Raw genomic sequence first — 14,318 nt, forward strand, 5'->3', positions numbered from 1 at the left:
AAAGCAAGTCATTTCTCCAGAAATATAGCTTTGTTTTCTGTTTAATTCACTTTGTTTATAACACGCTAACAAACCGATAACACGATCGCGCCAGTTTGATTCCGCTTTAACTGGCGCTTTTTATATTTAGTGGAGATGGGTGTAGGTGGGTAATATCTTGAATATCTTGTCTGGTAAAAGATTGATCATCAAGACCGCAGGAGGCAGGGAGCAGGGGGTAATACCAAATCGAATATATAATTAGCCTGCGTGGTGCGCCAAGCGGAACGCAAGCGCGATAGGCAGGCTTTGTTTATATAGCCTAGACTTCCAGTCTAAGGGTTTTATATGCTTTCTCGTCCCAAAACTTCTAAAAGCGATCGCTCAATTACTTCACTCACGAATTGATTACCCTGCAAGTTCATGTGAATGGTGTCATGATATAAAGCTTGCGGGTTGTTTGTTTGATTAAATAGCGGCAGAAAATCTATATAGAGAATTTGCTGGGTTTGGGTAAACTCACTCAATCTTTTACGTGCGGTAATTTCGTAATCAAGGGGGCCGGGTTTACCTAGTTCTCGCCGTAAGGGAGTCATGGCTAAGAGAAATTTACTTTGGTGTTGAGTTGCGATCGCTTGAATTTGCTTGATTGCTTGTAGATTTATACCGACGCGATCGCCTGGTTCGGCTTGGAGTGCTTGCAATTCGGGAATTGGTTGTTGTTTAGTTGCATAACGTTGCCACACTTCTACTAGTCCTAAAGGCGGTTTCTTCTTTGGATAGTTGCGATCGCGGCCTACTGGTAAAGCCGTGGGAGAATAGGCAAACAAATCATCAGTATTAATTAATAAAACTACTACCTGGGCTGAAAAATTGCCAAATCGTTGCAAATAAGCTAATTCGTTTCTTGGCCCCCAAGAGTTAGCCGAAGCATTCAAAACTTCCACCTGTTGATATTTGTCAGTGATCTCTGATTTGAGAGAATTCATGATTAAGCTGGAGATGGTATTTTTTTGATCAGTCCACCAGCCACCATTAGCAATGGAATCTCCTAACAACAGGACGCGCAAAGTTTGCGGTGCAGGGATTTTGGCGATGGGACTGCTACGCATCGAAAATTCATTGATTTCAATGCGATTCCCAAAGCGGCGCGTGCTTTGATTTGGTGCTAACAAGTAACCTATCTGGGAGTCGCCAATGTAAATTAAGGGATTACCAAAACCAAAAAGCGATCGCAACCCAATCTCGATGATTACCAGTAGCACTATTACGATCAAAATCACGAATATTACTACTTTCACTGCTGAATCCTCACCTATAAATAATTTATATTTACTCAATTAAAGTAATTAACTATACTCTATTTTTTCAGTGTTTATTTCAAAAAAGATAAATATATCAACTCGTAAATTTACTGAAAAAATTTGTATTTAAAAACTAATCTGATCACTTCTTACCCAGTAATTCTCAAATAGAAACAGGGGACAAAAGCAAAGGCTGTTTTTCTCCTGCCTGCCTCCTACCTCCTGCCTTATCTGTATAAACTGAGCTACTAACACTAGCGACGTAAGTAAATTTAGGGATGTATTCGTTGCAAAGCTTAAACAAAATAAAAGCAGAACCTTAACTTGTTTTGCTAATAGAAGGACTACAATCAAAACGGACAAATTAGGACTCTAACGAAGGAGGATTAAACGCGATGTCCGACTTAAATAGAGGAATTATGAAATTTGAGGGTGCAGACTCCCCCAAAGTAGTGACTATTTCTACAGTTTTGCTCTTGGGTTCGATTGCTGGTCTAATTATTTGGGCGTTGCAAGCTGCTTATGCCTTAAATTAAGTGACCAGTGCTGAAAAATTAGTGTTCATTTGGATATGGGCAGAATGTCAGCAAAACTTAGGTTTACGCTGCTGCCCAGTGTCCATTTGAGACATAGTAATAAAGTGTCCGAAAAATCGGGAAAAAACTTCCAAAAAATTTTAGATTTTGCGATTTGAGATTTTAGATGCAATATAAATCTAAAATCCAACATCAACAATGCTTGAACTTTGGGGTGCCTTAGTTATTTTAATTGCCTGCCCCCTATTAGGCGGCTTACCTCTAATTGCCTGGATTACCAACGGGTTGACAGGTAGGCAATTATCACGGATAGGCACAAAAAACATCAGCGTCTCAGCCGCTTTTTATCATGGCGGCACATGGGTAGGGCTTTTGGCAGTAGTCTCAGAAGCCTTAAAGGGAATCGCCGCCGTTTTTCTGACTCGTATTTTTTTCCCAGATGGTTCGCCGTGGGAAATAATCGCCATAATTGCTTTAGTTTTAGGGAGATTTTGGCTAGGTAAAGGGGCGGGGACAACAAATGCTGCTTGGGGATTTTTAATTCATGATCCATTAGTGGCAGTATTTGTCAGTTTTTTTAGCAATCACTACATTTTTAGTATTTCGTGCTAAACAACCCGTGAAATATGGAGTATTAGTGCTGTTTCCCTTACTGGTGATCATTTTGCATTCTGATGATTTATTCAGAATTTTGGCCGCGATCGCTTTAGCTGTGTTGCTGGGGTGGATTTATCGGCAAATGCCGGATGATTTAGATTTACCAGTAGCAGAAGCCCAGACAAGTACCCAAGCAACCTTAGCAACATTACAAAGCGATCGCCCAATTTTGACTTTAGATGATGAACTAGATGGGGCAATAGTCGGACAAAAAGCCGCTACCCTCTCTCAAATTAAGCGTTGGGGTTATCCTGTCCCCAAAGGTTGGGTAATTGTCCCTGGTGCAGATCCCGAAAAATTAATCACCTTCCTCAAACCTTCAGATTTATCACCGTTAATTGTACGTTCCTCAGCCATTGGGGAAGATTCTGAACAAGCCTCCGCCGCCGGACAGTATGAAACGGTGGTGAGTGTCACCAGTAAAGAACAATTGCAAACTGCGATCGCCCAAGTGCAAGATTCCTACAATCATCCCAGTGCAGTACAGTACCGGATGGATCGCGGTTTACCAGAAACAGCGATGACAGTGCTGGTGCAGCAGCAAGTCCAAAGCGTCTATTCGGGGGTGGCCTTTACCCGTGATCCGATTACGCAGCAAGGTGATGCGATTTTAATTGAAGCCTTACCCGGTAGTCCGATTCAAGTCGTCTCTGGACAAGTCACACCCGAACAATATCGCGCCTTTGTAGTCGAGACAGATAATATTTCCTCAATTCACATCGAAGGGACAGGACAAGTCCCCCAAGCGATCCTCAAACAAGTGGCTTACCTCGCCTACCGCATCGAAAAACGTTATCACGGCATACCCCAAGATATTGAGTGGTGTTATGACGGTCAAACTTTGTGGGTGTTGCAAGCCCGACCAATTACTACCTTATTACCAATCTGGACAAGGAAAATCGCCGCCGAAGTGATTCCGGGGGTGATTCATCCTTTAACTTGGTCAATTAATCGCCCCTTAACTTGTGGCGTGTGGGGAGATATTTTCACAATTGTGTTGGGCGATCGCGCTTCTGGGTTAGATTTTACGGAAACTGCCACCCTGCATTACTCTAGGGCTTATTTTAATGCCTCCCTGTTAGGAGATATTTTTCTGCGGATGGGTTTACCGCCAGAAAGTTTGGAATTTCTCACCAGAGGCGCAAAAATGAGTACACCGCCTTTGCAGTCCACAATGCAGAATCTCCCCGGATTAATGCAGTTGTTGAAACAGGAATTGAATTTAGACAAAGACTTTAAGCACGACTACCGTCAGTTATTTATTCCTGGGTTGTCGCAATTAGCCCATGAATCAATTGAGGAGATGGAACCAGCGCAAATCTTAGAGAGAATTGATTTTAACTTAGAATTACTGCGGCGTGGTACTTATTACAGCATTTTAGCGCCTTTGAGTGCTGCCATTAGACAAGGCATCTTTCGGGTGAAAGATGGGCAGATTGATAATAGTGTGACACCAGAAGTCGCCGCTTTGCGATCGCTCAGTGCTTTAGCCGCCGATGCGAGAAGAATATTAACAGAGTTTGAACCAGACCAAGTATTTGAACAGTTAGAACAAACACCAGAAGGTCAAAAAGTTCTTTACGAATTTAACGAACTGCTAGAAGATTACGGGTATTTAAGTGATGTCGGGACTAACATTGCTGTTCCCACCTGGAAAGAAGACCCCCGCCCAGTACAGCAGTTATTTGTGCAACTAATTCAAGGTAATCAACCAGAAACAGGCGGTATTGACCCCATTAATCGGGCTTTATCTGGTAAACGCAAACGTGGCTTTGTCCAAGAACGTGTAGATATTAAAGGAAGGGTGACAGAGGTTTATTCTCGACTGTTGGCAGAATTGCGCTGGCGATTTGTCGCCATTGAAAAAACTTGGTTAAAATCTGGGTTACTCAAACAGGCGGGCGATATCTTTTTCCTAGAAATCGCAGAAATTAGACAGCTAATTGCCGAAGCTGATACCCCGTTGCCAGAACGCTTACTAGAAATTATCGAATATCGGCGATCGCAATTCCTCGAAGATAGCAAAATTCCCCAAGTCCCGATTTTGATTTACGGGCATACACCACCCCATCCCCTAGCACCTTCTCCTATCTACTCCGACCAACTATTACAGGGTATTCCCGCCAGCCACGGACAAGCCGAAGGTCGAGTCAAAGTAGTGCGGAACTTACAAGATTTACCCCAAATTGACCGCGAGACTATTTTAGTTGTCCCTTACACCGATTCTGGTTGGGCTCCTTTATTAGTTAGGGCTGGCGGACTGATTGCTGAAGCTGGCGGTAGATTATCTCATGGCGCAATTGTCGCCCGTGAATATGGTATTCCGGCGGTAATGGATGTCAGAGGTGCAACTTGGTTATTGCAAGATGGTCAACGGGTCAGAATTGATGGGTCTAGGGGTATCGTAGAACTATCTAACGACTTAAGACCACAATGATTACCACTTCCCTCAACAACTTGCCCGAAGAATCTGTTTCCCACAATCCCGAAATTAAAAAAAAAGGTGATGTTACGCTTTGGCGATTTACCTCACCTCACCAACTTTTCTCAAGCCCGGTTTGCCCCCAGACAAACAGCCACCGCACACGCACATCAAGATATGTGTGAAGTATTTTTTGTTGAAGCAGGTTCTGGGGTGATTCGCGTAGATCACCAAGAATATCCCCTACTTCCCGGAAACTGTATTGCTATAGAACCAGGGGAAGTTCACGAAGTTATTAATAGTGGCGATACAGAACTTGTTTTGACCTACTTTGGCTTGCGAGTCGAGTCATGTAGTAAAGTGCTGAGTACTGAGTAAGAAGCAGATGTTCTAACCTCAAAAAAGCTTATATGCCTTGTCAAAATCTCTATAACAATACCAGGACTTACGCACCAAGATTGTCTATGAAGATTGGGTGTAAGGGTGTAAGGGTATGTGGCGGAAGGGTTTTAGATACATACACCCCTGTACCCCTACACCCTCGCCAAAACCCTTGATTTTTCGTTTTTATGCGTAAGTCCTAAATACGTAATATAAACACCCCAATTTTGAATTTTGGTTACAAAAATCCAAAATGTCAGCGATCGCTCGTGAACATTCCGCAATGGCTGACTCTGATGTATTGATTATGGATTTGAGTGATGTGCCAATATTGGGTGTGACGGCTTCTTTTGCAATTGAAAACGCCATCAAAGATGCAAGTGAACAAGGTCGTAAAGTGCTAATTGTGGGTTCAACTGGCAAAGTTAAACGCCGCTTAGAACTGTATTTCTGATTGGTGCAATTCTGCTGGGTAAATATTTCAATCAAAATTTTGTAGCAATTGTTAATAAATTGCAAACAAGAGGTAACTTAATTATCCCAGCATTTATTTTTGCATTCTTTATGGCTTTCTTGGGTAATGCGATTCACCTAGAAGCAATATTAGGTGCTTTTGCTGCTGGCTTAGTTTTGGATGAAACTGATAAACGCAAAGAGTTAGATGAGCAGGTAAAACCTGTTGCTGATATCTTAGTTCCAGTTTTCTTTGTGATTGTTGGTGCAAAAGTTGATTTAGGTGTATTTAACCCTGTAGTTCCCGAAAACCGAGAAGGATTAATTATTGCAACTTTCTTAATTTTGGTAGCGATTATCGGCAAAGTTTTTACAGGTTGGGCAGTTTTTGGTCAAGCTGGAATTAATCGGTTAGGGGTTGGTGTAGGGATGATTCCCCGTGGTGAAGTTGGGTTAGTGTTTGCGGCAATTGGTGCTGCTAGTGGTACTCTGAATAAACCATTGCAAGCTGCGATCGTCATTATGATGATTTTAACAACTTTCTTAGCTTTATTACGGCTGGCTTTTAAACAATCGCCTGAAGCCAAAGAATCTTTAGAAGAAGCCAATTTACTCAACTAAAGACTTTTCTTTAATAAATTTCAACAGTCCTGATTCTGTTTTGGTGATGAGAAGTCGCGGCTACAAAAATAACCCGCAAAAGCGAGTTATTTTTGTGTTTGAGCAAAAATTATATTTAGTCTCTCTCTGGTTGCCAATGAGGATTCGTGAGACTGGTAAGAATATGATCTTGCCACTTGCCGTTAATTAATAAATAGTCTCTGGCATATCCTTCGACTACAAATCCTAATCTTCTCAGTACATTACCGCTACGTTGATTATGTGGCATATAATTTGCCATGATGCGATGAAAATTTAAATCATCAAATACATATTGAATTGCTGCTTTTAATCCTTCTGTCATGTAGCCTTTACCTTGCTCATGTTCAGCTAGACTATAACCTACATAACAAAAATGGGCGGCTCCCCGAATAAAATTATTAAAATTAATTGTGCCAAGGATAATTTTAGGATTTTTGCGATGAAAGATAAATAATTTTAAAGATTGATCATGAATAAATTCTAAGAATGTATTTTCTAGTTGATATTGCCAATACTCTTCTGTAAAAAAACCATCCCCCCATTTAGGATAAAAAGGAGTTAGATAAGATTTGTTGTCTAGGAAATATTTTAGGATTTGGGGAATATCTTCTTGGATGGCAATGCGTAATAATAAGCGATCGCTAGTAATAATTGGCAATTCTGAGTGCATACAAACTTGACCAACTTGATAACTGATGGCTACAGCATTTTATTCTGGCTGTTTGCGGTTGTGAGTACCAAACAGTAAAACTGTTATAACAAGATTTAGCAGAATTAGCATTTTCGAGATTTTGTCTTCCTTGTTTACCCTGTCTCCCTTGTCTCTGTTGTTCATATAGTATAAAAGAGCGATCGCCTCTACCAGTTGATCAAATTCTGGAAATTAGGCGATCGCATTTTGAATATATTCAATACTTTAATAACTTAGAGTCAGTTGTAACTGGAGGTAGTCCACAAAATCTACAAGTTCTGTCTCCGAGAGATGGTGACGTGATTTTTTACCATATTTTTGCTGTAAATACTCTCTACCCTGCTGGGGAGTCCAATTTAACTGTGATAAATAGGTGTCGGTTTTGGCAATAAAATCAGCACGAATTTCTGCCGTAATTCCATTATTCAGTATTTCTTTTGTATCGGAAGTTACAGTTTTTGTACCATTAATTTTTAGACTCACTCGTTTTCCTAGTACTTGCCAGTCTATTTCCTTATGTCCATCCCAACTTACCCCTACAGAGCGATAAGTCACTGGATGATAAATTGTACAAAATACTATAGCTTTTTCGCCTGGACTTACTGCAATTGTTAGTGGCTGAAGTAATTTTTCATAGCTTAAGGCATCAAGTGAGAGCAATAAACCCTTGGAGAAATAAGACTCACTTCCTGAGCGAATAATATAAGGCTTATCTGCCAAAATATGTAAATCTGTTTTTTCACTTTTTCCCTGAGAAGTTTCTACTATTTTGTTAACTTCTATTTCCGTAATCACGCCAGTTAATGCTCTGTCATAAATAGGTATTTGTTTACCATCATCAGACAGCGTATACCAACAATGATCATTTTCTTTACTCACAAATACATACTGAGGTTTTGGGATAGAGCCGAACCCTAGTTTAATATCCATATTCCATGAGAATATTTATGCAACTAAATTGTCAACCAGCAATTAGTTTTATCATTCCCTAATCAGTTAGTTGATTAACAACCTTGCACAAAAAAAGCGCCAAATATCACAAGCCACGTTTCTCGATTCTGTTCTTGAGGAACGTGGCTGGTAATGACGAGAGATGTAATAAAAATCTTCAGGCTAAACTTTCAGGTTCTACACCTAAAACTCTTAATTGTTCAGCCAGCAATTGCATTTTTTGTTCTGTTTGGATACGTAGCTGGCGCTCAAAATTTAATTGTTCTTCTATTTCGTGAACACGTTCTTCTGCGGTGAGTAACCTTTGTCCTTCTTCGTTATACCAATATAACCATTCTCTTGCAATACCTTGATAAATTCCCCGTTCTCTGCCAATTCCTAAACCAATTTCTGGTAGCCAAATCGGGTTTCCTGGTATTAAAAAATATTCGCCATCTTTTAATTGATAAACTTCCAGAGGTGGCTTTTTCTTTCGCAGAGGTTTGTAGATAATGTAGTATAAAACACCTAATTCTTTAGCGTACAATTCTTTTTTGGTACTGTATTCACCATGACTGATTTGAGAAACGACCTCTAATGCTAAAACTGGTGGTTGTTTTTCTTCCCACGTTACATAACTCAGGCGTAAATCACCATCAATAAAGCGTTTAACCCCTATGCTGAGAAAAGCATCAGGCGCGATCGCAGCTTTTTTTGGGTCGTAATAAATTCCCATCTTCACGCCAAAAAACCAATCCCAACGCTCAGACCACACAAAGGCGAGTGTCGATTTTAGCAAGCTGGGAATTAAATCTTGTAGTTCATTATCCACAGGTGTATCCTCTGAGTCTGGTAGCTCTTCGGAAGATGGTAAACAGTGTAACGGGTTGTAGTTTAACATGAGCGGTCTGAGTAGATGCAATTTCTAGAAAGATTTTAGAAAATAATGGAATTTTGATATATGTAGATATCACAAAGTTTTAATCGCTAAATTAATACTGTAGTTTTAGTAGACCTTACGCAATAACTCTCTCAGACTCTTATAACTTTGTGTCCTCTGCGTCCTTTGTGGTACCCTGCGGGAAGCCGCTTGCGCGTCTACGTTTTTTCATACTTTCCCGTAAGTGCTGTTTAGTTATAATCAAACTGAGTCACAATTAAATGTAGGTGAGATAATTTTTGTCAAGTGTCATACAGTCAATTTACTATAGAAACTGTCGAAACCACTTTTGACATTACCATCAGGGAATCTGTGGGTATCTTTGCTGACATACCTGCAATAGAATATAGCGATTTTTTAGCACAAGCACTTAAAAAATATATACCATTGGCTTTAGCGATCGCCACTGGAAAATCTCGTTCAGAATTAATTTTGACACCAATATTAGTAGAACTAAAAGAACAATTACAAAATCAAATTAGCTTATTTTCAGGCAGAGAATTTAATGTTAGTCCCGAAAAAGGTTTAACTGGTTTTTGTAATTTTATTATTAGTAAATCCCCAGAAAAAATAATTATTAAAGCACCTGTAGTTGCCCTAGTAGAAGCTAAAAATGATAACATCCAATCTGGATTAGGTCAGTGTATCGCTGAAATGGTAGCTGCACAATTATTTAATCAACAAAAAGGTAATGCAATTGCAACTATTTATGGTAGCGTCACTACGGGTACTAACTGGAAATTTATGCGGTTGACTGGACAGATAGTAGAAATTGATTTAAATGAATATTTTCTCAGCGATGTGGGCAAAATTTTAGGAATTATGAGAAGCTTTGTATAATTTCGTAATTAGATTGATACAAAAAAGGCGAGTATAAAACCCGCCTGAAAAAATAATTTTATTGATCAATCGCTGACTAATTACCAATTGTTGGCGCATTCAATGAAAGCTTTGGTGCTTCTGCTTTTTTCTCTGCCAAAGTTGGAACAGAATCACGCAATCTTGCTGTCAATTGTACAGTTGTAGAGTCGTAAATTTGAGTCAGCAATTTAGGATAGAAACCGATACCGATAATTGGTACTAGCAAACAAGCGATAATAAAGACTTCGCGGGGTTCAGCATCGATGAGTTTCTGGTGCGAAACTAATTCTTCGTTTTCTTTGCCGTAGAAGATTTCCCGCAACATTGATAGCAAATAAATTGGGGTTAAAATCACACCCACTGCCATCAAAAAGACTACGATAACTTTGAAGGTAGAGCTATAAGCATCGCTAGTGGCAAAGCCCACAAATACCATTAATTCTGCTACGAAACCACTCATTCCTGGCAATGCTAAAGAAGCCATTGAACAGGTAGTGAACATAGCAAAAATTTTCTGCATCCGCTTACCAACACCACCCATTTCATCTAGCATTAAGGTGTGTGTGCGATCGTAGGTTGCACCAACCAAAAAGAACAAACTCGCCCCAATTAAGCCGTGAGACACCATTTGCAGTACTGCACCACTCAAGCCCAAATCGGTGAAGGAGGCGATACCGATAGTCACAAAGCCCATGTGGGAAATTGAGGAGTAGGCAATTTTGCGCTTGAGGTTACGCTGGGCAAAGGATGTTAGGGCGGCGTAGATAATGTTAACTACCCCTAAAATTATGAGAACCGGGGCAAAATACGCATGGGCATCGGGCAGCATTTGGGCATTCATCCGAATCAAGGCATAACCGCCCATTTTCAAGAGAATACCTGCCAGTAACATGTGTACAGGTGCTGTAGCTTCACCGTGGGCATCAGGTAGCCAGGTATGTAGGGGAATAATTGGTAATTTGACGGCGTAAGCAATCAAAAAGCCAGCATAAAGTAACAGTTGGAAATTAAGGGCGTAATCTTTGAGGCCGAGGGAGTGCATATCAAAGGTGACTGTATCGCCATAAAAGGCCATCGTCAACGCCCCGACCAAGATAAACAGCGAACCGCCAGCAGTGTACAAAATAAACTTGGTCGCTGCGTATTGCCGCTTTTTACCACCCCAAATTGCCAACAGCAAGTAAACCGGAATCAATTCCAGTTCCCACACCAAGAAAAACAGCAACATATCCTGCACAGCGAAGACCGCAATTTGTCCGCCATACATCGCCAGGATTAAAAAGTAAAATAGCCTGGGTTTAAGGGTGACAGGCCAAGCTGCTAATATTGCCAGGGTAGTAATGAATCCAGTCAAAATAATTAGGGGCATGGATAAACCATCTGCCCCTACTGACCACTTCAAATCTAGCTGTGGTACCCAGGCATAACTTTCAGACAGCTGCAAGTCTGGGTTGGAGAAGTCGTACCCGGTATAAAAGGCGTAGACAATCAGCGCGAAGTCTATCAACCCAACTATCAGGGAATACCAACGCACTGTTTTACCATCTTTATCCGGGATAATCGGAATCAAGAGTGATGCCGCAATCGGCAAGAGGATAATTGTCGTCAGCCACGGGAAATTAGCTGTATTCATCACAATTTGTCTACAATCAAAATCATGTTTATCAAGGAAGCCCTAGCTATTAAGTAGCAGCTTTTTGGGGATTTGGCATTCCTTGTTAGGTTGATTTAATTAAGTGGACAATCCCCACTTATTATTGTGGTAGTATCTTTTAACTTTAGCGGTGACTCAGTATCGGTGAGAATACCCGCTTTCAGCGAGCAGTTTACCGAAAATTTTAGGACTGCGATCGCACCATCTCAGGAAAATTCGTAATTCGTAATTCACAATTCGTCATTAGGATAGTTGATAAAATCAGTTCTCCCGTACTAAGTGAATAGGAATTGTCATGATAAATTCAGCACCTTTTCCTGGAGAAGAAATACATTCTAAAGACCCTTGATGTCTGTTAGTAATAATTTGGTAACTAATAGACAAACCCATCCCCGTTCCTTTACCTACAGGTTTACTTGTAAAAAAGGGGTCAAATATTTTTTGTCTGACTTCATCTGACATCCCGACACCATTATCGATAATGCTGATTTTGACTTGTTTGGGGTTTAGCATAGCTGTACGGATGCAAATAGTTGGTGTTAGCTGCTGGACATTTTCTTCTAACGCATCAATCGCATTCAGCAAAATATTCATAAATACTTGGTTGAGTTGCCCAGCATAACATTCAACTAAAGGTAAATTGCTATATTCCTTAATCACTAAAATATTGGGTCTGTTTATTTTAGATGTTAGACGATGCTCTAAAATCATTAAAGTACTATCCAGACCATCATGTATATCAGCAGCTTTTAAATCAGATTCATCCAGACGAGAAAAGGTACGTAGAGATGTTACAATATCACTGATTCGAGTTGCTCCAAATGTCATTGAAGAGTAAAGTTTTGGCAAATCTTCGATTATAAATTCTAAATCACAATTTTCAGTTTCTGCTTGAATTTCTAAGTCTGGTTTTGGATAATGATATTTGTAAAGTTTAAGAATTTTGATGATATTTTGAGTATATTGATAGGCATGTTTGAGATTGCCAAAAATAAAATTAACTGGATTATTGATTTCATGAGCAACTCCCGCAACTAGTTGCCCCAGAGAAGACATTTTTTCAGTTTGAATCAGTTGCAATTGCGTATGTTGCAATTCCTGTAAAGCTTGTTCTAATTCCTTGGCTTTTTGACTGAGTTCGGCTTCTGCTTGTTTACGTGCAGTAATATCATTACGAATAGCTACATATTGCTGGGGTTTGCCTTGCTCATCTAAAACAGGCACAATTGTCGTATCTACCCAATAATATGTGCCATCTTTCGCCAGATTTTTAACTTCGCCTTTCCAAACTCTTCCCTGACTAATAGTGAACCACATCTCTTGGAAAAACTCTTGGGAGTGATAACCAGAATTGATAATTCTATGGGTTTTACCAATTAATTCTTCTGGTTGATATTGGGAGATTTGACAAAACTTATCATTCACATATTCAATAATGCCTTGATTGTTAGTTACGGCAACAATAGATGATTGGTCTAAAGCGAATTTGATATCTGCTAATTCTTTAAGGGATTTTTTAAGAGTAATTTCTGCTTGTTTCCGCGCAGTAATATCATTACGAATAGCTACATATTGCTGGGGTTTGCCTTGCTCATCTAAAACAGGCACAATTGTCGTATCTACCCAATAATATGTGCCATCTTTTGCCAAATTTTTAACTTCTCTTTTCCATACCTTTCCCTGTCCGAGAGTTAACCACATCTCTTGAAAAAACTCTTGGGAGTGATAGCCAGAATTGATAATTCTATGGGTTTTACCAATTAATTCTTCTGGTTGATATTGGGAGATTTGACAAAACTTATCATTCACATATTCAATAATGCCTTGATTGTTAGTTACGGCAACAATAGATGATTGGTCTAAAGCGAATTTGATATCTGCTAATTCTTTAAGGGATTTTTTGAGATTAGTTTCTGCTTGTTGCTGGGCAGTAATATAAGTATTTTTACGATTTGTAATATCTTCAACGATGGACAAAACACTAGTCACATTTCCTTGAGAATCAAATACAGGAGTGTGATGCCATTCGCAAGTCATTATTTTGCCATCTTTAGTAAAATTCTCATTGGTACAGTAATTTCTCCCATGTTGCTTGAGCAATGCAGTCATTAACTGATTGGCATCTTCTTTAGGAATACTAGGTAATAGAATTTCCGCAATATGAAGGTTGAGTACTTCTTGTTTACTGTAACCAAAGATACGTTCAGCTGCCGGATTCCAATCTAAAACCTCAAAATCTATATTCCACTGAATAATTCCTAAAGGATGATATTCGACCAAAAAAAACAATTTCTGCTGAGTGTTTTGAAGTAATTTTCGTGTATTCTCTAAATCTGCTATTAAATGATCTCGCTGCTGGCAACAAGTCGGTAGCTCTTGATACTCAGATTCAACGAACATAGTGTTTGATCTCCAGCCCAGTTAAAACAGGGAAAACAAGTAAATTTCGATGTTAGTATTAATATTGCCCAAATTAGTGTGAATAATTTACTTGGGTAGCGAAGACTGAAGACTATTGATTGATACGATGTTGTCTAGCAAGAATTAATAGCTTTTAATACGTCTTTGGTTTCATCTATTGTTAGAGTTTACCTTTGGAAACTTTTCCCTTTAAGCTTTTATAAGAAGCAATTGATGAATCAAAACTTTCAGTTGATGCGCTTGGATCAGATGCTAACAAGTCTTTCTTGTCTTGTACTGCGGCATTAATTTTTGCATTAACAACTTTTAACACTTATTTGGGTTCATCGATTGCCAGGGTTTCACCTTTGAAAACTTTGCCCTTTAAACTTCTGTAAGAAGCGATCGCTGAATCAACATCTTGAGTTTTGCTATATAACCAAAAAAAAGGAGTCTAATTCAGACTCT

General features: G+C 39.6%; 9 protein-coding genes and 4 pseudogenes. 6 read left to right on the plus strand and 7 right to left on the minus strand.

The window, feature by feature from the left end; all coding sequences use genetic code 11:
• Positions 1-323: 323 nt before the first annotated feature.
• Positions 324-1,280: an SGNH/GDSL hydrolase family protein gene (locus tag ACX27_RS05290; protein ID WP_062298160.1), complete on the minus strand. Its 957-nt coding sequence runs from the start codon at positions 1,278-1,280 to the stop codon at positions 324-326.
• A gap of 398 nt (positions 1,281-1,678) precedes the next feature.
• Between ACX27_RS05290 and ACX27_RS32755 the strand changes: the two genes are divergently transcribed.
• The 5 genes and pseudogenes from ACX27_RS32755 to ACX27_RS05310 all read left to right on the plus strand — a co-directional run.
• The gene (locus ACX27_RS32755; protein WP_062289360.1) at positions 1,679-1,819 is read left to right on the plus strand and encodes a hypothetical protein; all 141 of its coding nucleotides are present in this window, start codon (positions 1,679-1,681) and stop codon (positions 1,817-1,819) included.
• Positions 1,820-2,017: 198 nt separating this feature from the next.
• Positions 2,018-4,913 (plus strand): annotated as a pseudogene (locus ACX27_RS05300) (glycerol-3-phosphate acyltransferase).
• Positions 4,910-5,276: pseudogene (locus ACX27_RS05305) on the plus strand (cupin domain-containing protein). The pseudogenes ACX27_RS05300 and ACX27_RS05305 overlap by 4 nt, the downstream one beginning before the upstream one ends.
• A gap of 262 nt (positions 5,277-5,538) precedes the next feature.
• Positions 5,539-5,721: pseudogene (locus ACX27_RS30670) on the plus strand (STAS domain-containing protein); the annotation flags it as partial.
• A pseudogene (locus ACX27_RS05310) lies at positions 5,721-6,353 on the plus strand (cation:proton antiporter); the annotation flags it as partial. The pseudogenes ACX27_RS30670 and ACX27_RS05310, both read left to right, overlap by 1 nt.
• A gap of 115 nt (positions 6,354-6,468) precedes the next feature.
• On the opposite strand, the gene rimJ reads toward ACX27_RS05310, so the two are convergent.
• From rimJ to ACX27_RS05325, 3 genes are all read right to left on the minus strand, one after another.
• Positions 6,469-7,044, minus strand: a complete 576-nt coding sequence (gene rimJ, locus ACX27_RS05315) for a ribosomal protein S5-alanine N-acetyltransferase (RefSeq protein ID WP_062289361.1) — start codon at positions 7,042-7,044, stop codon at positions 6,469-6,471.
• A gap of 246 nt (positions 7,045-7,290) precedes the next feature.
• On the minus strand, positions 7,291-7,995 hold the full coding sequence (locus tag ACX27_RS05320; RefSeq protein ID WP_062289363.1) for a hypothetical protein: 705 nt from the start codon (positions 7,993-7,995) through the stop codon (positions 7,291-7,293).
• Between the two features lie 178 nt (positions 7,996-8,173).
• Entirely contained in the window at positions 8,174-8,896 is a 723-nt protein-coding gene (locus tag ACX27_RS05325; RefSeq protein WP_062289366.1) for a Uma2 family endonuclease, read from the minus strand.
• 285 nt (positions 8,897-9,181) lie between these two features.
• On the opposite strand from ACX27_RS05325, the gene ACX27_RS05330 reads away from it, so the two are divergent.
• Positions 9,182-9,775: a hypothetical protein gene (locus tag ACX27_RS05330; protein WP_062289369.1), complete on the plus strand. Its 594-nt coding sequence runs from the start codon at positions 9,182-9,184 to the stop codon at positions 9,773-9,775.
• A 76-nt stretch (positions 9,776-9,851) separates the two neighbouring features.
• Here the strand turns inward: ACX27_RS05330 and ndhD1 are convergent, their stop codons facing one another.
• From ndhD1 to ACX27_RS32255, 3 genes are all read right to left on the minus strand, one after another.
• Positions 9,852-11,429 (minus strand): photosynthetic/respiratory NAD(P)H-quinone oxidoreductase subunit D1, encoded by a 1,578-nt coding sequence (gene ndhD1, locus ACX27_RS05335; protein WP_062289372.1) that lies wholly within the window; start codon positions 11,427-11,429, stop codon positions 9,852-9,854.
• Between the two features lie 282 nt (positions 11,430-11,711).
• Complete coding sequence (locus ACX27_RS05340) at positions 11,712-13,850, minus strand: PAS domain-containing sensor histidine kinase (RefSeq protein ID WP_083468674.1); 2,139 nt, start codon at positions 13,848-13,850, stop codon at positions 11,712-11,714.
• 181 nt (positions 13,851-14,031) lie between these two features.
• Positions 14,032-14,184 (minus strand): hypothetical protein, encoded by a 153-nt coding sequence (locus ACX27_RS32255; protein ID WP_158507347.1) that lies wholly within the window; start codon positions 14,182-14,184, stop codon positions 14,032-14,034.
• Between the last annotated feature and the right edge of the window lie 134 nt (positions 14,185-14,318).

The sequence above is a fragment of the Nostoc piscinale CENA21 genome (assembly GCF_001298445.1).
Classification (GTDB): Bacteria; Cyanobacteriota; Cyanobacteriia; order Cyanobacteriales; family Nostocaceae; genus Nostoc_B; species Nostoc_B piscinale_A.